The sequence below is a fragment of the Streptantibioticus cattleyicolor NRRL 8057 = DSM 46488 genome, assembly GCF_000240165.1.
Taxonomy (GTDB): Bacteria; Actinomycetota; Actinomycetes; order Streptomycetales; family Streptomycetaceae; genus Streptantibioticus; species Streptantibioticus cattleyicolor.
The window spans coordinates 3,300,203-3,322,314 of record NC_017586.1 but is presented as its reverse complement, the minus strand read 5'-3'; the positions used below and the strand labels follow the sequence as shown (position 1 = coordinate 3,322,314).

The 22,112-nt window shown below is 70.7% G+C and carries 17 protein-coding genes; 8 read left to right on the top strand and 9 right to left on the bottom strand.

Annotated elements, in window-relative coordinates:
• Nucleotides 1–51: 51 nt before the first annotated feature.
• Nucleotides 52–594, bottom strand: a complete 543-nt coding sequence (locus SCATT_RS39550; RefSeq protein ID WP_231905093.1) for a hypothetical protein — start codon at nt 592–594, stop codon at nt 52–54.
• 172 nt (nt 595–766) lie between these two features.
• Entirely contained in the window at nt 767–2,923 is a 2,157-nt protein-coding gene (dnaB, locus tag SCATT_RS14805) for a replicative DNA helicase (protein WP_014628109.1), read from the bottom strand.
• A gap of 471 nt (nt 2,924–3,394) precedes the next feature.
• Between dnaB and SCATT_RS14800 the strand changes: the two genes are divergently transcribed.
• Nucleotides 3,395–4,765 (top strand): MATE family efflux transporter, encoded by a 1,371-nt coding sequence (locus SCATT_RS14800; protein WP_014143883.1) that lies wholly within the window; start codon nt 3,395–3,397, stop codon nt 4,763–4,765.
• A 147-nt stretch (nt 4,766–4,912) separates the two neighbouring features.
• Here SCATT_RS14800 and rplI read toward each other — a convergent pair whose 3' ends face one another.
• The 4 genes from rplI to rpsF form a co-directional block, all read right to left on the bottom strand.
• On the bottom strand, nt 4,913–5,359 hold the full coding sequence (gene rplI, locus SCATT_RS14795) for a 50S ribosomal protein L9 (RefSeq protein ID WP_014143882.1): 447 nt from the start codon (nt 5,357–5,359) through the stop codon (nt 4,913–4,915).
• Nucleotides 5,360–5,376: 17 nt separating this feature from the next.
• Nucleotides 5,377–5,613, bottom strand: a complete 237-nt coding sequence (rpsR, locus tag SCATT_RS14790; RefSeq protein ID WP_014143881.1) for a 30S ribosomal protein S18 — start codon at nt 5,611–5,613, stop codon at nt 5,377–5,379.
• Nucleotides 5,614–5,656: 43 nt separating this feature from the next.
• Nucleotides 5,657–6,223, bottom strand: coding sequence for a single-stranded DNA-binding protein (locus SCATT_RS14785; protein WP_014143880.1), 567 nt, complete (start codon nt 6,221–6,223; stop codon nt 5,657–5,659).
• 75 nt (nt 6,224–6,298) lie between these two features.
• Nucleotides 6,299–6,589: a 30S ribosomal protein S6 gene (gene rpsF / locus SCATT_RS14780; RefSeq protein ID WP_014143879.1), complete on the bottom strand. Its 291-nt coding sequence runs from the start codon at nt 6,587–6,589 to the stop codon at nt 6,299–6,301.
• A gap of 261 nt (nt 6,590–6,850) precedes the next feature.
• Between rpsF and SCATT_RS14775 the strand changes: the two genes are divergently transcribed.
• From SCATT_RS14775 to SCATT_RS14765, 3 genes are all read left to right on the top strand, one after another.
• Nucleotides 6,851–7,168, top strand: coding sequence for a hypothetical protein (locus SCATT_RS14775; RefSeq protein ID WP_014143878.1), 318 nt, complete (start codon nt 6,851–6,853; stop codon nt 7,166–7,168).
• A 119-nt stretch (nt 7,169–7,287) separates the two neighbouring features.
• Nucleotides 7,288–8,406 (top strand): lipid II:glycine glycyltransferase FemX, encoded by a 1,119-nt coding sequence (locus SCATT_RS14770; protein WP_014143877.1) that lies wholly within the window; start codon nt 7,288–7,290, stop codon nt 8,404–8,406.
• A 56-nt stretch (nt 8,407–8,462) separates the two neighbouring features.
• Nucleotides 8,463–9,494, top strand: a complete 1,032-nt coding sequence (locus SCATT_RS14765) for an alanine racemase (RefSeq protein WP_014143876.1) — start codon at nt 8,463–8,465, stop codon at nt 9,492–9,494.
• Nucleotides 9,495–9,665: 171 nt separating this feature from the next.
• Here SCATT_RS14765 and SCATT_RS14760 read toward each other — a convergent pair whose 3' ends face one another.
• Both SCATT_RS14760 and SCATT_RS14755 read right to left on the bottom strand, forming a co-directional pair.
• A complete protein-coding gene (locus SCATT_RS14760; protein WP_014143875.1) occupies nt 9,666–11,180 on the bottom strand; it encodes a glycosyltransferase family 87 protein in 1,515 nt (504 codons plus the stop codon).
• A 149-nt stretch (nt 11,181–11,329) separates the two neighbouring features.
• Complete coding sequence (locus SCATT_RS14755) at nt 11,330–14,197, bottom strand: transglycosylase domain-containing protein (protein ID WP_014143874.1); 2,868 nt, start codon at nt 14,195–14,197, stop codon at nt 11,330–11,332.
• A 403-nt stretch (nt 14,198–14,600) separates the two neighbouring features.
• Between SCATT_RS14755 and SCATT_RS14750 the strand changes: the two genes are divergently transcribed.
• The 3 genes from SCATT_RS14750 to SCATT_RS14740 all read left to right on the top strand — a co-directional run bounded on the left by SCATT_RS14750 (nt 14,601) and on the right by SCATT_RS14740 (nt 17,900).
• Entirely contained in the window at nt 14,601–15,230 is a 630-nt protein-coding gene (locus SCATT_RS14750; protein WP_014143873.1) for a PadR family transcriptional regulator, read from the top strand.
• 53 nt (nt 15,231–15,283) lie between these two features.
• On the top strand, nt 15,284–16,366 hold the full coding sequence (locus tag SCATT_RS14745; RefSeq protein WP_014143872.1) for an inositol-3-phosphate synthase: 1,083 nt from the start codon (nt 15,284–15,286) through the stop codon (nt 16,364–16,366).
• A gap of 193 nt (nt 16,367–16,559) precedes the next feature.
• Nucleotides 16,560–17,900, top strand: a complete 1,341-nt coding sequence (locus SCATT_RS14740) for an MFS transporter (RefSeq protein ID WP_014143871.1) — start codon at nt 16,560–16,562, stop codon at nt 17,898–17,900.
• 99 nt (nt 17,901–17,999) lie between these two features.
• On the opposite strand, the gene SCATT_RS14735 is transcribed toward SCATT_RS14740, so the two are convergent.
• Nucleotides 18,000–19,448: a CCA tRNA nucleotidyltransferase gene (locus SCATT_RS14735; protein ID WP_014143870.1), complete on the bottom strand. Its 1,449-nt coding sequence runs from the start codon at nt 19,446–19,448 to the stop codon at nt 18,000–18,002.
• Between the two features lie 233 nt (nt 19,449–19,681).
• On the opposite strand from SCATT_RS14735, the gene SCATT_RS14730 reads away from it, so the two are divergent.
• The gene (locus tag SCATT_RS14730; RefSeq protein WP_014143869.1) at nt 19,682–22,102 is read left to right on the top strand and encodes a DUF6049 family protein; all 2,421 of its coding nucleotides are present in this window, start codon (nt 19,682–19,684) and stop codon (nt 22,100–22,102) included.
• The last annotated feature ends 10 nt before the right edge of the window (nt 22,103–22,112 follow it).

Genomic DNA, 22,112 nt, shown 5'->3' with positions numbered 1-22,112 from the left:
CGCCCCCTCCGCATGAACCATCGAAACTATGCGCGAGCCAGGCAGGGCCCATCAACGCTGTTCCTCGAAGAAGTCCATGCGCCCCGTCCCGAACGGACCGTTCGCGTCCTCGTACGGGAAGGCGACCTTTTCCCACAAGGCAATCTGACAAATAGTGACAGCCGCCTCGGGGCCCAGTTTCAGAGCACGACGGGAGTCAGCCGGCTCGGTGTACCACTGCTCGATGCACCCCAGCCGGAGAGCCCGCATGCTGTCCTGCCGACCGTCTCCCTCGTACACCACCTTCGTGATGGCTGACACGACTTGGTTGTGGTGGAGGCGGAAGTCTCGCCCAGACGGATCAGTGAGGGAAAGCTGCCAGCTCCACCGGCAGCCTTCGGGAAGCGGATCACCTGGTTCAAGGTCCTCCGGCAGCTCTCCTGAAAAGCCGTACAGGTACGCCGCATTCTCCCCGACCGGAGCTTGAGACCAAGCGATATCACCGAGATAGGGAGAAGCAGCCACAAACGTCTCGGCGATCCTCTGAGTCTCCTCATCTGTGATCCAGTGCGACCCCGAGGGGGTGTGAGAGGCACTACCGGTCTCGACGTTCACTCCATCGACTCCCATTCCTGCTCCTTTCTAGATTCTTCAGTTGCCATCGCGTGGAAGATGGCGGACTACTCAGTCACCTCGACCAGTACGTCTCATCTACATGTCCTACGGGCCAGACACGGGACACAGAGAATGAGAATGGGACACAAGAAATGGGAACCTACAGCTCCGGTCAGACGTTTCCGGCCATGTCCACGAAGCGGGAGTAGTGCCCCTGGAAGGCCACCGTGATGGTGGCGGTGGGGCCGTTGCGGTGCTTGGCGACGATGAGGTCGGCCTCGCCGGCCCGGGGGGACTCCTTCTCGTAGGCGTCCTCGCGGTGCAGCAGGATCACCATGTCGGCGTCCTGCTCGATGGAGCCGGATTCGCGCAGGTCGGAGACCATGGGCTTCTTGTCGGTGCGCTGCTCGGGGCCACGGTTGAGCTGGGAGAGTGCGATGACGGGGACTTCCAGCTCCTTGGCGAGCAGCTTGAGGTTACGGGACATCTCCGAGACCTCCTGCTGGCGGCTCTCGGGGCGCCGGGAGCCGCCCGACTGCATCAGCTGGAGGTAGTCGATGACGACCAGCCGCAGGTCGTTGCGCTGCTTGAGGCGGCGGCACTTGGCACGGATCTCCATCATCGACAGGTTGGGCGAGTCGTCGATGTAGAGGGGACCGGCGGAGACCTCGGGCATCCGGCGGGCCAGCCGCGTCCAGTCGTCGTCCGTCATGTTGCCCGACCGCATGTGGTGCAGGGCCACCCGTGCCTCGGCCGACAGCAGGCGCATGGCGATCTCGTTGCGCCCCATCTCCAGCGAGAAGAAGACGCTCGGTAGGCCGTGCGCGATCGACGCGGAGCGGGCGAAGTCCAGGGCGAGCGTGGAGTTGTGGACGACCAGGCCCTCGGCGACGAAGCTGTGCGTGCCCTCGACCGTCAGGTCGTAGACCGCCTCGGTGCCGTCCGGCTCGTTGGAGACCACCCGGTCCCAGCGCACGTCGGACTCGGCGAGGTCCACCAGCGCCCGCGAGTCGAGCGCCTTGGCCAGGTCGAGCAGGCGGGCCCGGTCGACGGGGTTCCCGGGCCGCCAGTCGTGACCGGCCGGCAGCCCGGCCCGTTCGTTGACCTCGGCCCAGGTCAGCCCGGCCTTCTCGGCCTCGATCAGCTCCCACACCGGCTCCGGGACCGGCCGCCCCTCCGCGCCGGACGGCCCGCCGGGGGCCGCGACGTGGTCGCCGGGGCGCAGCCGCTCCAGCGGAACCCAGCCGCGCAGCGTGAGCATCGGATGGTTGCCGGTGGCCCGCAGCGTGGCGCCGTCCGCGGTGCGCAGCTTCCGCACCGGCTTGACCCCGTTGTGGTGGTACGCCGACGGACGGGCCGCGCGCAGCTTCCAGTCGCCGCCGAGCGTGAGCACCTGGAGGTCCTCGCCGGCCGTGCCACGCCGGACGAACTCCTCGACGGTGATCCACTCCCCCGAGCGGGCCTCCAGCACCCGGCTGCCGGCCGCCAGGCACTTGCCCATCGCCGGACGCGCCGCGATGACGACCATCTGGCCGGGGTGGAGGCCGTTGGTGAGCGCGTCGAGGTCGGTGAAGCCGGTGGGCACGCCGGTCATCTGGCCGCTGCGCGAGCCGATCGCCTCGATCTCGTCGAGGGCGCCCTCCATGATCTCGCTGAGCGGAAGGTAGTCCTCGGAGGTGCGCTGCTCGGTGACCGCGTAGATCTCGGCCTGCGCCGAGTTGACGATCTCGTCCACGTCACCGTCGGCGGCATAACCCATCTGGGTGATGCGGGTGCCGGCCTCGACCAGGCGGCGCAGGACCGCGCGCTCGTGGACGATCTCGGCGTAGTACTCGGCGTTGGCCGCCGTGGGGACGGCGTTGACGAGAGTGTGCAGATAGGCCGCGCCGCCGACCCGGGTGATCTCGCCGCGCTTGGTCAGCTCGGCGGCGACGGTGATGGGGTCGGCCGGCTCGCCACGGGCGTAGAGGTCGAGGATGGCGTTGTAGACGGTCTCGTGCGCGGGGCGGTAGAAGTCACCGGCCTTGAGCACCTCGACCACGTCGGCGATGGCGTCCTTCGACAGCAGCATGCCGCCGAGCACGGACTGCTCGGCGTCGATGTCCTGCGGCGGGACCCGCTCGAAGCCGGAATCGCCCCAGCCGCGCTCCCGGGCTCCCTCGTCCCAGCCGTCCCGGTCACGGCCGCCGTGGTCGCGTCCGCCGCGCTGCTGGTCGCCGCCGCGCCGGAAGCGAGGGGGCGGCAGCCGGTCGCCGGGGCCGTCGGGGAAGGGCGGCTCGGCCGGCGGAGCCTCGCTCCAGTGGCCGTCGACGGGCTCGGGCTGGCTCACCCCCCGCACCTCCTCCCGGTCCTGCGGACCCCCGGTTCCGTGCCACATTCCTACGGCACGCCTCTGACACCTGGACGGCACCCCGCCGAGTTTCCGGCGCGTCGAGGACGGGACCGGTTGACGGCTCCGGGGAAGCCGGAGGACAGCGCGGGTGCCGGTCAACGGTAGGGCCGGCGGCGCCGTCAGCCAAGATGGTTATCCACAGGCCATGTGGATGACGGCCCCCAGCCTGTGGAGAAGCCCGCCAAACCTGTGCACAGTGCGGGGGACAGCGCTGTGGACAACGCCACAGTCACCCTGGGGAAACCGCCCTGACCTGCGATTTCATCATCCACTGGCTGTGTAGGAGAAAAACTTTCCCGCTTGGCGCGAGATCGCGACAAACGGCGCGGAGACGATCACTCAGCGCCACGGAATGTAATGGCCACTTTGCCATTGCATCCCTTACCTGTGGACGATTATCCTAAGCGGGTGTCCTCGGCCCCCGCCCGCAACCGCTCCCAGGGTTCCCCACGGCTGCCCCGGGAGGTCCGGCGCCGCCACGACCGGGAGATCCTGGCGCTCGCCGTCCCGGCCTTCGGAGCCCTGGTCGCCGAACCGCTCTTCGTCATGGCCGACAGCGCCATCGTCGGCCACCTGGGTACCCGGCAACTCGCCGGACTCGGTGTCGCCGCCTCCCTGCTGACAACCGCGGTCAACGTCTTCGTCTTCCTCGCCTACGCCACCACCGCGGCCGTCGCCCGCCGGATCGGCGCCGGTGACCGGCAGGCCGCCATCCGCCAGGGCATGGACGGCATCTGGCTCGCCCTGCTGCTCAGCGCCGTCGTGGTCGCCGTGGTGGTGCCCGGGGCCGGACCGCTCGCCGAGCTCTTCGGTGCCTCCGGCCGGGCGACCGGGTACGCCGTGACGTATCTGCGGATCAGCGCGCTCGGCATCCCCGCGATGCTCGTCGTGCTGGCCGCCACCGGCGTGCTGCGCGGCCTCCAGGACACCCGCACCCCGCTGGTGGTGGCGGTCGCCGGATTCGCCGCCAACGCCGGACTCAACGTGGGCCTGGTGTACGGCGCCGGGCTCGGCATCGCCGGTTCAGCCTGGGGCACCGTGATCGCCCAGTGGGCCATGGCGGCGGCGTACCTGACCGTCGTGGTGCGCGGCGCGCGACGCCATGGCGCCCGGCTGCGCCCCGACGCGGCCGGTATCCGGGCCTGCGCCACCGCGGGCGTACCGCTGCTGGTCCGCACCCTCAGCCTGCGCGCGATCCTGATGGTCGCCACCGCGGTCGCGGCCCGCCTCGGCGACACCGAGATCGCCGCCCACCAGGTGCTCCTCACCCTGTGGAGCCTGCTCGCCTTCGCGCTGGACGCCATAGCCATCGCGGGCCAGGCGATCATCGGCCGTTACCTGGGCGCGGAGGACGCGGCGGGCGCCCGGGCGGCGTGCCGGCGCATGGTGCAGTGGGGGATCGCCTCCGGGGTGGTCCTCGGCGCCCTGGTCGCCGTCGCCCGGCCGTGGTTCATCCCGCTGTTCACCGGCGATCCGGCGGTCCGCGCCCAGCTGATGACCGCGCTGCTGGTGGTGGCGGTCACCCAGCCGGTCTCCGGGGTGGTCTTCATCCTGGACGGCGTACTGATGGGCGCCGGTGACGGCCGCTATCTGGCCTGGGCGATGCTGGGCACGCTGGCCGTCTTCGTCCCGGCCGCGCTCGCCGTCCCCGCGATCGGCGGCGGGCTGACGGTGCTGTGGTGGGCCATGGCCCTGTTCATGGTGTCGCGGATGGCGTTCCTGTGGGCACGGGCCCGCTCCGGACACTGGGTGGTGACCGGCGCGGTCCGCGGCGGCTGACCCCCGGCCGACGGCTGTTTCACGTGAAACGGCCACCAGCCCCCGCCGCCCGTTTCACGTGAAACACGCACGTGCGGCATGCCGGAAGGGCCGGTACCCCCTGCGGGGTACCGGCCCTTCCCAGGCTTACCGGCTGAGCGGCAGGCGTCAGGCCGCGACGACCTCGACGTCCAGCTTGGCCGAGACCTCCGGGTGGAGGTTGACGGTCACCTGGTGCGAGCCGACGGTCTTGATCGGCGACACGACGGCGACACGACGCTTGTCGACCGCCGGGCCACCGGCCTCCTTGATCGCCGAAGCGATGTCGGCCGGGGTGACCGAACCGAAGAGGCGCCCGGCCTCGCCGGCCCGGGTGGCCAGCTTGACCTTGACGTTCTCCAGCTGGGCCTTGATCTCGTTGGCCTGCTCCAGCGTGGCGATCTCGCGGATCCGGCGCGCACGGCGGATCTGCTCGACGTCCTTCTCGCCGCCCTTGGTCCAGCGGATGGCAAAGCTCCGCGGGATCAGGTAGTTGCGAGCGTAGCCGTCCTTGACGTCCACGACGTCGCCGGCGGCACCGAGGCCGCTGACCTCGTTGGTGAGGATGATCTTCATGCTTCGGTCACCCTCTCTCAGCGAGCAGTCGAGGTGTAGGGCAGCAGCGCCATCTCGCGGCTGTTCTTCACGGCGGTGGCGACGTCACGCTGGTGCTGCGTGCAGTTGCCGGTCACGCGACGGGCACGGATCTTGCCGCGGTCGGAGATGAACTTCCGCAGCAGGTTGGTGTCCTTGTAGTCGACGTAGGTGACCTTGTCCTTGCAGAAAGCGCAGACCTTCTTCTTCGGCTTGCGCGGGGGCGGCTTCGCCATGGTTGTACTCCAGTGTGATCAAGAAGTGTGTCGCTTGCCGCCCTTAGAAGGGCGGCTCGTCCGAGTAGCCGCCGCCGGAGCTTCCGCCCCAGCCGCCACCGCCACCCTGGCCGCCGCCGGCCGGGGCACCGGTCGCCCACGGGTCGTCGGCCGGGGCACCGCCGCCGGAGCCGCCCTGCGGGCCGCCCCAGTTGCCACCCTGGCCGCCGCCCGGACCACCACCGTAGCCCTGGCCGCCCCGGCCGCCGCTGGTCTTGGTGACCTTGGCCGTGGCGTTGCGGAGCGAGGCGCCGACCTCGTCGACGTCGAGTTCGTAGACCGTCCGCTTGACGCCCTCACGGTCTTCGTAGGAACGCTGCTTCAGCCGACCCTGCACGATGACGCGCATGCCGCGCTGAAGAGACTCGGCCACGTTCTCGGCCGCCTGCCGCCAGACCGAGCAGGTCAGGAAGAGGCTCTCGCCGTCCTTCCACTCGTTGGTCTGCCGGTCGAAGGTGCGCGGGGTGGACGCGACGCGGAACTTCGCGACCGCCGCACCGGAAGGGGTGAAGCGCAGCTCGGGATCGTCGACAAGGTTGCCGACGACCGTGATGACGGTCTCGCCTGCCATGGTGGGTGACCTCTCGGCGGGTGTGCTGTGCTGCTGGCTGCTCGGTAGCCGTACTCAGCTCCGACGCTTAACGCGTCAGTGCGTTTCCGGACGAAGGACCTTGGTCCGCAGAACCGACTCGTTCAGGTTGAGCTGACGGTCGAGCTCCTTGACGACATCGGGCGTGGCGTTGATGTCGATGACCGAGTAGATGCCCTCGGGCTTCTTGTTGATCTCGTAGGAGAGACGACGACGGCCCCAGGTGTCGACCTTCTCGACCTTGCCGCCGCCGTTACGGACCACGGCGAGGAACGTCTCGATCAGGGGGGAGACAGCGCGCTCCTCCAGATCGGGGTCGAGGATGACCATCACCTCGTAGTGACGCATTATGGAACCCACCTCCTTTGGACTCAGCGGCCACGGCGTTTCCGTGGCAGGAGGGTCATGCATTGCGTCGCAACGGTATCGCCGCCCACTGACATCCGGCCGGGAACGGCCGACGGGTGAAGGGCAGACACCGGTGCAGACGGTACAGACTACCCGGACTCGTCCCCCCGCTTGAAATCCGCCGAAGAACCGGGACAATCTGTATCCAAGGGTGTGCACGAGGCTACGGCGCGCTACCGCGTCGGCTCACGGAGGTGCCCCATGGCACAGACATTCCGGCAATTCCGGCAGCGTCACGTTCTGACCCTCAACACCGACGGCCGGCCGCACCCGGTGGAGAACACCCTCACCGTGATCACCGTGGTGCTCGGTGCCGTCGCCGCTCTCACCTCGCTCTCCCGCGGCCTGCACCTGGTCAGTTCGTGGACCGGGTTGCTCGGCATCGTCTCCGGCGCCTACGGCCAGTACATCTCGGCGACCACCGCCGAGCGCTTCCTGCTGGTCATCGGGCTCGGCGCGGCAGCCGTGGGGTTCTTCATCGGCATGGCCCACGGCGGCCTGTTCGGCGGCGTCGTGTAGCGCGCGGAGCGGCGCTCGGCGGGGTTCACGGCGCAGGGCTTCAGGCCGCCCCGGCGCCCGGTCGCAGTAGAGTTCGCCGGGAAGTCCGGTAGAACCCGCAGCGATGGGGAGCGCCCCGAATGAGCCTGACCCTGAGGACCATCAGCCGTGAGCAGCATCTGGCCTACATCCAGAGCCTGCCCTCGGCGAGCCACATGCAGGTTCCCGCTTGGGCCGACGTGAAGGCCGAGTGGCGTTCGGAGAACCTGGGCTGGTTCGACAAGAACGGCGAGCTCGTCGGCGTGGGTCTGGTGCTCTACCGCCAGCTGCCCAAGATCAAGCGGTACCTCGCCTACCTCCCCGAGGGCCCGGTCATCAACTGGTACGCGCCCAACCTGGAGGAATGGCTCCAGCCGATGCTGGCCCACCTCAAGCGGCAGGGCGCCTTCTCGGTGAAGATGGGGCCGCCGGTGGTCATCCGGCGCTGGGACGCCGCCGCGGTGAAGAACGGCATCGCCGACCCGGACGCCAAGCGGCTGCGGGACGTCGAGGCCACCTTCATCGAGCCGCGCGCCTTCGAGGTCGCCGACCGGCTGCGGAAGATGGGGTGGCAGCAGGGCGAGGACGGCGGCGCCGGCTTCGGTGACGTCCAGCCGCGCTACGTCTTCCAGGTGCCGCTGGAGGGGCGCACCCTGGAGGACGTCCACAAGGGCTTCAACCAGCTGTGGCGCCGCAACATCAAGAAGGCCGAGAAGGCGGGCGTCGAGGTCGTCCAGGGCACCTACGAGCAGCTCCCGATCTGGCAGCAGCTCTACGAGATCACCGCCGAGCGCGACCACTTCCGCCCGCGCCCGCTGTCGTACTTCCAGCGCATGTGGACCGCCCTCAACTCCGAGGACCCCAACCGCATGCGGCTCTACTTCGCCGTGCACGAGGGCGAGGCGGTGGCGGCGGCCACCATGCTGGTCGTCGGCGGCCACGTCTGGTACTCCTACGGCGCCTCGGCCAACCACAAGCGTGAGGTGCGGCCGAGCAACGCCATGCAGTGGCGGATGCTGCGCGACGCCTACGCGCTCGGCGCCACCGTCTACGACCTGCGCGGCATCAGCGACTCGCTGGACGAGAACGACCACCTCTTCGGGCTGATCCAGTTCAAGGTGGGCACCGGCGGCCAGGCCGCGGAGTACCTCGGCGAGTGGGACTTCCCGCTCAACAAGCTGCTGCACAAGGCGCTCGACATCTACATGTCCCGCCGCTGAGCCGACCCGTTCCCGTTACCGTTCCCCCTGATCCACGGAAAGGTCCTGACCGGCCCATGGCGCTCACCCTGTACGTCGACACCGCGCGCTGGCGTGCCCACCACAAGACGGTGGTGGACCAGTTCCCCGGCATCATCCCGGTCTGCAAGGGCAACGGATACGGCTTCGGGCACGAGCGGCTGGCGGAGGAGACCGCCCGGCTCGGCGCCGACATGATCGCGGTCGGTACGACGTACGAGGCCGCCCGGATGAAGGACCTGTTCGGCGGGGACCTGCTGGTGCTCACCCCGTACCGGCTGGGCGAGGAGCCGGTGCCGCTGCCGGACCGGGCGATCCGCTCGGTCTCCTCGGTGGAGGGGGTGCGCGGCCTGGTCGGCGCCCGGGTGATCGTCGAGGTGATGAGCTCGATGCGGCGCCACGGGGTGCTCCCGGAGGAGCTGGGCCGGCTGCGCGGCGCCATCGAGGACGTGCGCCTGGAGGGGTTCGCGATCCATCTGCCGCTGGACCGCACCGACGGCTCGGACGGGGTGCAGGAGGTCCACGGCTGGATGGAGCGGCTGCGGGCGGCGGGGCTCCCGCTGCACACCATGTTCGTCAGCCATCTGAAGGCCGACGAACTGGTCCATCTCCAGCGGCAGTTCCCGCAGACCCGGTTCCGCACCCGGATCGGCACCCGGCTGTGGCTCGGCGACCACCAGGCGACGGAGTACCGCGGCGCGGTGCTGGACGTCACCCGGGTCGGCAAGGGCGAGCGCTACGGATACCGGCAGCAGAAGGCGGCCGGCGAGGGCCACCTGGTGGTCGTCGCCGGCGGCACCTCGCACGGCGTGGGCCTGGAGTCGCCCAAGGCCGTGCACGGCGTCATGCCGCGGGCCAAGGGCGTGGCGCGGGCCGGGCTGGCGACCGTCAACCGCAACCTGTCGCCGTTCGTGTGGGCGGGCAAGCAGCGGTGGTTCGCCGAGCCGCCGCACATGCAGGTCTCCATCCTCTTCCTCCCCGGCGACGTGGCCCCGCCGCAGATGGGGGAGGAACTCGTCGCCCACCTGCGGCACACCACCACCCAACCGGACCGCATGGTCGACCGCTAGGCCTTGTCGTCAAAAGGTCGCCGGCCGTCCGGAGGGCGGTGCCCCGCGGCGTCTGGGGCGTGTGATCGCAAGGCGGAGGGAGGAGAGCGCAGCGGGCTGCGCCGACGACCGAAAACGCCGCGAGCGCGCGTGCCAGGCGCCGCGGGGCAGGCGAGATTTTGACGACAGGGCCTAGGCCGCCTGGTCCGGCGGGGTGCCCCAGCGCACCGCGGTGCCGGAGGAACGGGCGGCGTGGCGGGCGCCCGCCGTGCCGAGCACGAAGACGTCGGGGGCGCCGTCGAGCACGCCGCCGGAGGGGTCGTCGGAGCCGTCCTGCCGTACCGGGTCGTGCTCGGCCCGCAGGATGTCGCGCACCACGCAGGCGCACAGGTAGCCGGTGGCCAGCAGGTGCAGCGCGATCGCCAGGTCGTAGCCGCCCTCGGGCAGCCCCTTGTTGTTGCCGCCGGTGGTGAACGCCAGGTACATCCAGATGCCCAGGAAGTACATGACCTCGCCGGCCTGCCACACCAGGAAGTCCCGCCAGCGCGGCCGGGCCAGCGCGGCCAGCGGCACCAGCCACAGCACGTACTGCGGTGAGTAGACCTTGTTGGTCAGCACGAACGCGGCGACCACCAGGAACGCGGTCTGGGCGAACCGGGGCCGGCGCGGCGCGTACAGCACCAGCCAGGCCAGACCGGCGCACAGCAGCAGCATGAGCACGATGGCGTAGGTGTTGGCGTCCGGCAGCGGGTTGCCGGTCTGCTGGGAGATCAGCAGCCATAGCGAGCCGAAGTCCACCGGCCTGGTCTGGCTGTAGCTGTAGAACTGGGCCCAGCCGGGGCGGATGTGGAAGCCGGTGGCGTCGTGCGCCAGCATCACCGGCACGTTGACCACCAGCCAGGCGACCACCGCACCGGCCAGCGCCTTGGTGAACGCCCGCATGCGTCCCGCCCGCAGGCACAGCAGCAGCAGCGGCCCGAGCAGCAGCGCCGGGTAGAGCTTGGCGGCGGTGGCCAGCCCGATCAGCACCCCGGAGGCGACCGGGCGGCGGCGGGCCCACAGCAGCATGCCGACGGCGGTCAGGGCGAGCGCCAGCAGGTCCCAGTTGACGGTCGCGGTGAGCGCGGCGGCGGGGGCGAGGGCGACCAGCAGCCCGTCCCAGGGACGGCGGCGGTGGGTGCGGGCCACCGCGACCACCGTGACGACCGCGCAGACCAGCAGCATCCCGGAGTTGACCAGCCAGTAGATCTGCTCACGCCGTATCAGGTCCGCGCCGTGCGGGGTGAACCACGAGGCGATCTCCATGAAGAGCCCGGTGAGCACCGGGTACTCCAGGTACGGCATGCCGCCCGAGACCTTGTCCGGGATGTGGCCGAAGTACGGCACCACGTCGTCGGCGAAGCCACGGGCGTAGAACAGGTGCGGGATGTCCGAGTAGCAGGCGTGCGTGTACTGGTCGTTGGCCCCGAAGAACCAGCCGCTGTCGTAGCACGGCAGCTTCTGCACCATGCCCAGGGCGAACAGTCCGACGGCGGCCAGCACGATCACGCGCAGCGGATTCCACCACCGGCCGGCCACCGCACCCATCCGCCGCCCGGCGGGGCCGCCGAGCAGTTCGCTGCCCGCCCGGGCGACCGGGTCGTCCCAGGTGGGCGGCGTGCTCGGGGCTGCCGCTGCGCTCTCGGCGTTCTTACGCGCGGTCGTCATGGCGGACATCCTGCCGTACCGGACTGTCAGGCCGCCGGGCGCGGTGTGGAAAACCCGTCGTGCCTGTGGAAAACCCGTGGCCGCGAAGGGACGTACGCCCTTCGCGGCCACGGGTCGTCAGGTCATCGGTGGCTCACCGGTGGACCGGGTCAGCCGAAGATGCCTCCCCCTCCGTTTCCGTTGCCGTTGCCGTTGCCGCCCGGACCGCCGTTGCCGTTGCCGCGGCTGCTTCCGGTGCCGCTGGTGGTGCCGGCGTTCCCGGCTCCGTTGGTGGTCCCGGTGTTGCTGCCGGGGCCGCCGTTCTCGTTCCCGTTGTTGCTGCCCGTCCCGGTGGTGGTGCCGCCCGGCTCACAGCCGAACAGACCGCAGGAGGAGTGGGTCGGGGTCGGCGTGATGGACGGGGACGGCGAGTGCGACGGGGACTTCGACGGCGGTGCGCTCGGGGTCACCGACGGCGAGTTGGACGGCGGCGCGGACGGCGGCGCCGACTCGGTGGCCCCCGGGCCGTGCACCACGGTGCCGTAGGCGGACGCCGGCGGGAAGTCCTGCACCGGCTTTCCGGCCAGCGCGTCCTTCATGTACTCGGTCCAGATCTGGGTCGGGAACGAAGCACCGTAGATCTTGTCCAGACCGCCGACTCCGTACATCTTCAGGAATGTCGGGTTGGTGGCGTGGTCGTCCATCCGGTACATGCCGATGGAGGTGGCGAGCTCCGGGGTGTAGCCGGTGAACCACGCCGACTTGTTGTCGTCGGTGGTGCCGGTCTTGCCCGCGGCCGGCCGGCCGAGCGCCTTGGCCGCGGTGCCGGTGCCCTCCTGGACCACGGCCTGCAGCGCGTCGGTGACGTTGCCGGCGATGGCCGGGTCGAACGCCTGCTTGGTCTTGGTCTCGTGCTGGTACTTGACCGTCCCCTGGTACTCCACCCGGGTGACCGAGTACGGGTCGGCCTGGACGCCGCCGTGGGCGAAGGTGCCGTAGGCGTCGGCCATCCGGATCGCGCTGGGCGAGGAGACACCGAGCGAGAACGAGGGGCCGTTGGTGGACACCATGCTCTGGTCGTCCTGGAGCCCGGCGGTGATCGCCGCCTGCCGCACCTTGTCCATGCCGACGTCCATGCCGAGCTGGGCGTAGGTGGAGTTGAGCGACTGGGCCATCGCGGTCTTCAGGTCCACCGTGGGGATCGACTCGTTGTCGTCGTTGACCTGCAACCACTCCTTGCCGTCCGGGTCCTGCCAGACGGTGCGGTTGTAGTTGAGCACCTTCCACTTGTTCAGGCCGGTGTACATGCTCTTCAGCGACACCTTGGTCCGCTCCGAGGGACCCTGGTCGGGGCCGAGGGAGGGGTTGCGCACCCCGTCCTGCATCGCCGCCGCCAGCACGAACGGCTTGAAGGTGGAGCCGACCTGGGCGCCGGTGTAGTCGGCGTTGTCGGTGAAGTGCTTCAGGTAGTCCTCACCGCCGTAGATGGCGACGATCGCCCCGTCCCCGGGCACCACCGAGGCCCCGCCGAACTGCACGTACTTGTCGGCGGACCGGACGTCGGGCTTGAGGTTCTTCTTGCGCACCGAGTCCACGGCCTGCTGGAGGGCGCGCACCTTGTTCTTGTCGAACGTGGTGTGGATCTGGTAGCCGCCGTTGTCCAGGTTGTGCTGGCTGATGTTGGTGTTGTTGAGGATGTACTTGTTGGCCAGGTCGGTCAGGTAGCCGATCTGGCCCGCCTTGTCGGTGGAGCGCTTCGGCTTCTGCGGCATCGGGAACTTGGTGTACTTCGCCCGTTCCTGCTGGGTCATGTCGCCGGTCTTGACCTCGCGGTCGAGCACCTCGTTCCACCGCTGGACGGCCCGCTTGGTGTTCTCCTCGGGGGTGGCGCCGTCGCCGATGCCGCCGGCCGGGTCGTAGAGGTTGGGGCCGTTGAGCACCGCGGCGAGGAAGGCCGCCTGGTCGGGCTTGAGCTTGTCGGCGTCCACGCCGTAGTACGCCTGCGAGGCGGCCTGGATGCCGTACGCCCCGCGGCCGTAGAACGCGGTGTTGAGGTAGCCGGCGAGGATGTCCTTCTTGTCCACCGTCGCGCCGACCTTGACCGAGATGAGCAGTTCCTTGAACTTACGGGTCAGGGTCTGCGACTGGTCGAGGTAGGTGTTCTTCACGTACTGCTGGGTGATGGTCGAACCGCTCTGGGTCTCACCGCCCTGGGCCATGCGCAGGATGGCGCGGAGGATGCCCTGTGGGTCGACGCCCGCGTCGTGGTAGAACGAGGCGTTCTCCATGGAGATCACCGCGTTCTGCATGTGGATCGAGATCTTGTCCAGCGGAACGATCTGCCGGTTGTAGTCGCCGCCGCCGGCCACCACCATCCGGGAGCCGTCGGCCCAGTAGTAGACGTTCTTCTGCTGCTTGGCGGCGGCGTTGGGGTTGGGGACGTCCACCATCGCGTAGGCGATGCCGACGAGCCCGACGAGGGTGCCGAGGAAGGCGACGCAGATCGCGCTGACCTGCTTCCAGGACGGCATCCAGCGGCGCCAGCCGGTCTTGCCCCACCGCGGGTAGTCGATGAAGCGCTTGGGACGCTGGCCGCCCGGCCCTTGTCCACCCGGCCCGGACCCGCCGCCACCGGTGCCCCGCCGGCCGCCGCCGCCACGGGAACCCGCGCCGCCCGCCGCCCGGCGTCCGCCCTTGGCGGCCCGCCGGGCCTCCGCGCGTCCGCCGTACGGACGTTCCGGTACCCCTTCGCTCGCCGTTCCGGCCTCGGAACCGGCGGCCCGGCGTCTGGCCGCCCGGCCCTCCCCGCCCGGGGCCGAGCCGTACGGGGAACCGCCGCCGTAGGACGGGCCGGATCCAGGGGAGGGGGCGCTGCCGTAGGAGCGGTCCGGCCCGGACGGCGCGCCCGTCCCGTATCCGTCCGCGCCCCGGCCGGGCGGTGCGCCGCGGTGGCCGTTCCCTGGCGGCGGCGCTCCGCGCCGGTCTGCGGCGCGTCCGCTGCCGTTCGGCTGCGGCGGCTTTCGGCGGTGCTCGCTCATGCTTCCATCTACTCCTCGGTCAGGCGGCACGGCCTGAAGGCGGCAGTTGACTTCCGGTCCCCCCGGATTGCGGCCCCGCCGGGCCACACGGCACCCAGGACCATGACGCGCGCGGGCGGCTCATGGTTCCCGTCGGTATGCATGGCGAACAGAGTACGCACCGCGTCACGGCACGGTCCGCCAACGATCTACGCATAACGGACAGTTGACGCCCGGGGGTCACCGGATGTGATGCCGTTCACCGCTCGCCGCCTTGCGAGATGCAGACTGCCGTTCTATCGTCGCGATGTATCGAATCGATACATCAGAACGACATAAGTGCCGTGTCTTCCCGGGGAGCCCCACTCACCCCCGGAAGGCAAGGCGAAGTGCACAGGGCAGTCCGGGACCCGAGGAGGCGAGGATGAGCAGGCGTTCCGGCGTGCTCGAATTCGCCGTACTGGGTCTGCTCCGCGAGTCACCGATGCACGGTTACGAGCTGCGCAAGCGGCTCAACACCTCGCTCGGCGTCTTCCGTGCCTTCAGCTACGGGACGCTGTACCCCTGCCTGAAGGCCCTGGTCTCCCAGGGCTGGCTGGTGGAGGAGCCCCCCGCTGACGAGCCGGGGACCGCGGCGCCGCTGGCCGGCCGACGGGCGAAGATCGTCTACCGGCTGACCGCGGCGGGCAAGGAACACTTCGAGAACCTGCTCGCCCAGACCGGCCCCGAGGCCTGGGAGGACGAGCAGTTCGGAGTCCGCTTCGCCTTCTTCGGACACACCGAACGGGACGTACGGATGCGGGTCCTGGAAGGACGCCGCAGCCGCCTGGAGGAACGCCTGGAGAAGATGCGTGCCTCACTGGCGCGCACCCGCGAGCGGCTCGACGACTACACCCTCGAACTGCAGCGGCACGGCATGGAGTCGGTGGAACGTGAAGTCCGCTGGCTCAACGAGCTGATCGAGACGGAGCGGGCGGGTCGTGACCGCGCCAAGGGCCGCCCCGCCGACGACCAAGGTCGCGACGACACGGATCCGACCGACACCACCAATTGAGGCCCGGCTCCGGCAGGGCCGCAGAGTAACCGAGTACACAGGGAGCAACCGGAATGGGTTCGGTTCGCGTAGCCATCGTGGGCGTGGGCAACTGCGCCGCGTCGCTGGTGCAGGGCGTCGAGTACTACAAGGACGCCGACCCGGACAGCCGCGTGCCCGGCCTGATGCACGTGCAGTTCGGCGATTACCACGTCCGGGACGTCGAGTTCGTCGCGGCGTTCGACGTCGACGCGAAGAAGGTCGGCCTCGACCTCGCGGACGCCATCGGCGCCAGCGAGAACAACACCATCAAGATCTGCGACGTGCCGCCGTCCGGCGTCACCGTCCAGCGCGGTCACACCCTCGACGGTCTGGGCCGGTACTACCGGGAGACCATCGAGGAGTCGGCCGAGGAGCCGGTCGACGTGGTGCAGATCCTCAAGGACCGCCAGGTCGACGTCCTGGTCTGCTACCTGCCGGTGGGCTCCGAGGAGGCCGCCAAGTTCTACGCCCAGTGCGCCATCGACGCCAAGGTCGCCTTCGTCAACGCGCTGCCGGTCTTCATCGCCGGTACCAAGGAGTGGGCCGACAAGTTCACCGAGGCGGGCGTGCCGATCGTCGGTGACGACATCAAGTCCCAGGTCGGCGCCACCATCACGCACCGTGTGATGGCCAAGCTCTTCGAGGACCGGGGCGTCGTCCTGGACCGCACGATGCAGCTCAACGTCGGCGGCAACATGGACTTCAAGAACATGCTGGAGCGCGACCGGCTGGAGTCCAAGAAGATCTCCAAGACCCAGGCCGTCACCTCCCAGATCCCCGACCGGGACCTGGGCGCGAAGAACGTCCACATCGGCCCGTCCGACTACGTGGCCTGGCTGGACGACCGCAAGTGGGCCTACGTGCGTCTCGAGGGCCGCGCCTTCGGTGACGTCCCGCTGAACCTGGAGTACAAGCTGGAGGTCTGGGACTCCCCGAACTCCGCCGGTGTCATCATCGACGCCCTGCGTGCCGCGAAGATCGCCAAGGACCGCGGCATCGGCGGCCCGGTGCTCTCCGCCTCCTCGTACTTCATGAAGTCCCCGCCGGTGCAGTACTTCGACGACGAGGCCCGCGAGAACGTCGAGAAGTTCATCCGCGGCGAGGTCGAGCGCTGACCTCGGCCGGCGACGTCCGACCCACGGTCGGCGTAAACGGCCGGGACCGGTGTCCCGACAGGGTCCAGCGTGGCCGGGGAGGCCGCTGAACCCATGACGAGGGCGCCGTAGCCCGCCGCCGTCGACGGCATGGACCGTCCAGGCCCCCGGGAATTCCACCCCGGGGGCCTGAGGCGTGTGTGAGGCTGTGCGCATGGCCGTCATAGAAGATCTCCGCGCGCTGCTGCGGTTTCCCGACTTCCGGCGGCTGCTCGCGGCCCGGCTGCTCTCCCAGCTCGCCGACGGCGTCTACCAGGTGGCGCTCGCCGCGTACGTGGTCTTCTCCCCGGAGAAGCAGGCGTCCCCGGGCGCCATCGCCGCCGCCATGGCGGTGCTGCTGCTGCCGTACTCGCTGCTCGGGCCGTTCACCGGTGTGCTGCTGGACCGCTGGCGCCGCCGGCAGGTGCTCCTCCACGGCAATCTGCTGCGCTCGGTGCTCGCGGCCGGCACCGCGGTGCTGGTCCTCGTCCACGTCCCCGACGTCTTCTTCTACCTGTCGGCCCTCTCGGTCACCGCAGTCAACCGCTTCGTGCTCGCCGGGCTCTCCGCGGCGCTCCCCCGGGTGGTCGACGGCGACCGGCTGGTGGTCGCCAACTCGCTGTGCCCGACGGTCGGCACCATCGCGGCCACGGTCGGCGGTGCGGCGGCGTTCGCGGTCCATCTGGTGCTGCGTCCCGGCCCCGGTTCGGACGCCGCCGTGGTGGTCCTCGCGGCCGTGATCTACCTGTTCGCCGGCCTCTCCGCCCGGGCGCTCGACCCCGACCGGCTCGGCCCCGACCCCGAGCTGCTGCGGCCCCGGCTGGCCGGCGCGGTGGCCGGCACCGTCCGCGGACTCGTCGCGGGGCTGCGTCATCTCGCCGCCCGTCCGCAGGCCGCCCGGGCGCTGGCCGCCATGACGGTGCTGCGGTTCGCCTACGGCGCGCTGTTCGTCACGCTGCTGATGCTGGCCCGCAACGCCTGGAGCCCGCCGGGGAACGCCTCGGGCGGGCTGGCGCTGCTGGGGCTGGCGGTGGGGGTCTCGGGGGCCGGGTTCTTCGCGGCGGCGGTGATCACCCCGTGGGCCACCACACGGTGCGGCACCACCGGGTGGATTACGGTGTGCGCCGCGGCGGCGGCCGTGCTGGAGCCCTGTCTCGGCCTCCCCTTCGAACCGGCGCCGATGCTCGTCGCCGCCTTCCTGCTGGGCGCCGCCACCCAGGGCGCCAAGATCGCCACCGACACGGTGCTCCAGGCCGAGGTGGACGACGCCTTCCGCGGCCGGGTCTTCGCCCTGTACGACGTCACCTTCAACGCCGCCTTCGTCGCCGCCGCCGCGCTGGCCGCCCTGCTGCTCCCCCCGGACGGCCGCTCACCCGCGCTGCTGCTGCTGGTGGCGGCCGTCTACGTGGCCGTGGCGGTGACCATGGCCCGCTTCGTCCGGCAGGGCGCCCGGCGGGCCGCGCCGGAGGCGGAGCCGCGGCAGGCCGAGTGGGAGCCGGAGGAGCGGGCCGGGTGAGGTGTGTTTCACGTGAAACCGCCGCCATCTCCCCGCGCTGTTTCACGTGAAACGGCGACGCTGCCGTGTTTCACGTGAAACACGGCAGCGTCCGGCCGCCTACCGCTGGCCGGCCCACCACTCCTTGAGCGCCGCCACCGCCTCGTCGTGCGCCATCGGACCGTTCTCCAGGCGCAGTTCCAGCAGGTGCTTGTAGGCCTTGCCGACGACGGGGCCGGCCGGGACGCCGAGGATCTCCATGATCTCGTTGCCGTCGAGGTCGGGACGGATGGCGTCCAGCTCCTCCTGCTCCTTCAGCTGCGCGATGCGCGCTTCCAGGGAGTCGTAGGTACGGGCCAGCGCCGCGGCCTTCTTCTTGTTGCGGGTGGTGCAGTCGGAGCGGGTGAGCTTGTGCAGCCGCTCCAGGAGCGGGCCGGCGTCGCGTACGTAACGGCGCACCGCCGAGTCGGTCCACTCGCCGCTGCCGTACCCGTGGAACCGCAGATGCAGCTCGACCAACCGGGAGACGGCCTTGACCTCGTCGTTGGGGTACTTGAGCTTGGTCATCCGCGCCTTGGTCAGCTTGGCGCCCACCACCTCGTGGTGATGGAAGGAGACCCGGCCGTCCGGCTCGAAACGCCGGGTCTTGGGCTTGCCGATGTCGTGCAGCAGCGCGGCCAGCCGCAGCACCGGGTCGGGGCCGGACTCCTCCAGCGCGATCGCCTGCTCCAGGACGGTCAGGGTGTGCTCGTAGACGTCCTTGTGCCGGTGGTGCTCGTCGCGTTCCAGACGCAGCGCGGGCAGCTCGGGCAGGACGCGGTCGGCCAGCCCGGTGTCGACCAGGAGCTGAAGGCCCTTGCGCGGGTAGGCGCCGCAGACCAGCTTGTTCAGCTCGTCGCGGACCCGTTCGGCCGACACGATCGAGATCCGGTCAGCCATCTCGGTCATCGCGGCCACCACCTCGGGGGCCACGTCGAAGTCGAGCTGGGCGGCGAAGCGGGCGGCGCGCATCATGCGCAGCGGGTCGTCGGAGAAGGACTCCTGCGGGGTGCCCGGGGTCCGCAGCACCCGGCGGGCCAGGTCCTCGAGACCGTTGTGGGGGTCCACGAACTCAATCCCGGGGAGCGAGACGGCCATCGCGTTGACCGTGAAGTCCCGGCGCACCAGGTCTTCCTCGATGGTGTCGCCGTAGGAGACCTCGGGCTTGCGGGAGTCGCGGTCGTACGCCTCCGAGCGGTAGGTGGTCACCTCGATCTGGAAGTCGTTGCCGGCCGCGTCGGCCTTGCGGCAGCCCACGGTGCCGAACGCGATGCCGACCTCCCAGACCGCGTCCGCCCAGCCCCGTAGGATCTTCAGGACCTGCTCGGGGCGGGCGTCGGTGGTGAAGTCCAGGTCGTTGCCGAGCCGGCCCAGCAGCGCGTCGCGTACCGAGCCGCCCACCAGCGCGAGCCGGAAGCCGGCCTGCTCGAAGCGGCGGCCCAGGTCGTCGGCGACGGGCGAGACTCTCAGCAGCTCGCCGACGGCACGGCGCTGCACCTGGTTGAGCGCGCTCGCTTCGGCGGGGGCCACGGTCTGCTGGTCATTGGTGGGGTTCGGCACAACAGAACAGAATACGTGGCCCCTGGCGCGCCGGCGCGCGACTGCGTCCCGAGGGGCCGCCCCCGGGGGGCCCGCGGCGGCCGTCCCGTACGGCGACCGCCGATGTGATCTTGTACCGGCTCCGCAGCACTTTGCCCCAGCGCCCATCGTTACCATGCCAGGACGCAGTTTCCGATGGCGACGAGGGACGGACGGACGAGCGCGTGCGCGATGCGGCGAAGCACCCGGGAACCACTTCTCTCCCCGCCTGCCTGCCCGCCGGTAACACCGCCGCCCGCTCCGGCCCGGCCCCCCGTCCGCCGGTCCGCCGTGGTCGGCTGCGCCGGGTCGCCGCGCTCCTGCTCGGGGCCGCCCTGCTGGCCCTGCCGGCGCAGCTCCCGGGCGCCTCCCGGGCGCAGGCGGCGCCGTCGCGCACCGAGTCCGCCCACGGCTCGGCGGCGGCCGTCTCCATCGACTCCCTCGCCCCCGCCGTTCCGGGCAAGAGCGACACCCTCCAGATCTCCGGCACCGTCGCCAACACCGGCGACGAGACCATCACCGGCGGCCACGTGGGCGTCCGGGTCGGCGGCGGGGGGCCGCTCGGCAGCCGCAGCGCCATCACCGACACCTCCTCCGACGACGACTTCAACCCCGGCGCCGACGGCCCCGAGGTGTCCGGACACACCACGAAGCTGGCCGACATCCCGGCCGGCGTCAGCGTCCCGTTCACCCTCTCGGTGCCGGTGAGCGCGCTCGGGCTGGGGAGCGACGGTGTCTACCAGCTCGGCGTCACCGCCTCCGGGACCACCCGGGACACCGGCTACGACCACGTCCTCGGCATCGAGCGCACCTTCCTGCCCTGGTACGCGCAAGGCGGCGGCCAGAAGACCGGCACAGCCTTCCTGTGGCCGCTGATCGACCGGCCGCACCTGGACATCCGCCCGCCCGGCGACAACCAGCAGGCGCCGCTCTTCCGCGACGACGACCTCGCCTCGGAGCTGGCCCCCGGCGGACGGCTGGACGAGCTGGTCTCGCTCGGCAAGGACCTCCCGGTCACCTGGGTGGTCGACCCCGACCTGCTGGCCTCGGTGGACGCCATGACCAAGCCCTACCGGGTGCTCGGTGCGGACGGCGACCCCAAGCGGACCACGCCCGGCACCGGCAGCGACTACGCCAAGCGCTGGCTGGACGAGCTGCAGACCGCGGTCAAGGGCCACGAGGTGGTGGCGCTCCCCTTCGGCGACCCCGACATCGCCGCCATCGCCCACCACGGCAAGGACGTCTCCGGCACCATCGGCCACCTCAAGGCCGCCACGGACCTCGCCTCGGTGACGGTGCAGACCGTGCTGGGGGTGACCCCGCGTACCGACTTCGCCTGGCCGGCGGAGGGCGCCGTGGACCCCTCGATCATCGGGGTGGCGACCGCGGCCGGCGCCGACAAGGTGATCGCCCGCAGCGACAGCCTGCACGAGACGGAGCTCAACTACACCCCGACCGCCGCCCGGCCGATCGGCGGCGGCACCACCGCGGTCGTGGCCGACGCCGGACTGTCCAAGGCGTTCACCGGTGATATGACGCGTGCCGGCTCGGTCACCTCGGCCGTGCAGCGGTTCCTCGCCCAGTCGCTGATGATCACCGAGCAGGAGCCGCAGCGGCAGCGCAGCATCGTGGTCGCCCCGCAGCGCATGCCCACCACCGGCCAGGCCCAGGCGATGGCGGCGGCCATCGGCGCGCTGCGCTCGGGCACCTGGGTGGAGCCGGCCGGCCTCGGCGCCGCCGCCGCGGCCACCCCCGACCCCGGTGCCAACCGCTCGGTGCCCGGCGGCGACTCCTACCCCGGCGCGCTGCGCGGCCAGGAGCTGGGCACCGACGCCTTCCAGCAGATCCAGTCCGTCCAGGAGTCCCTGGACGGCTTCGAGGTGATCCTCTCCCGCAAGGACCGGGTCACCACGCCGTTCGGCAACGCGGTGCTGCGGGCGATGTCCACCCAGTGGCGCGGTGCGGGCGCGCAGGCGGCGGCGTTCCGCAACGACGTCTCGGCGTACCTGAGCGATCTGCGGCAGGACGTGCGCATCAGCGACAAGGACTCGATCACCCTCTCCGGGCGCAGCGCCATAATCCCGGTCACCGTGCAGAACAGCCTGGCCCAGCAGGTCACCGGGCTGGAGCTGCGGCTGACCTCCGCCCAGCCCAACCGGCTCTCGGTCGGCAAGCCGCAGAACGTGGACATCGACGGCGGCCACAACCGTTCGCTGAAGTTCGCCACCACGGCCCGCGCCAACGGCAAGGCGTGGATCTCCGCCCAGCTGTACACCAGGGACGGCGCCCCCTACGGCGAGGCCATGGTCTTCCAGGTGAACGTGACCTCGATCACCGACACCGTGATGCTGGTGATCGCCGGCGGCCTGCTGCTGCTGGTGCTGGCCGGCGTCCGGATGTACCGGCAGCGCAAGCGGCTGGCACAGCGCCGGGCCGAGGAGGAGGGCGGCGGCGACGCCCCGGCCACCGGGGACGCCCCGGCACCGGCCCCGGACGACGCCGCGGGGGACGAGCCGACGCGGCCGGAGCAGCCGGGTGACCCGGCGCCGGACACCGCGGCCGGTGAGGCCGGCCCCTCGGAGCCGGGTGAGAAGGTGGACAGATAGCCAGGGGCAG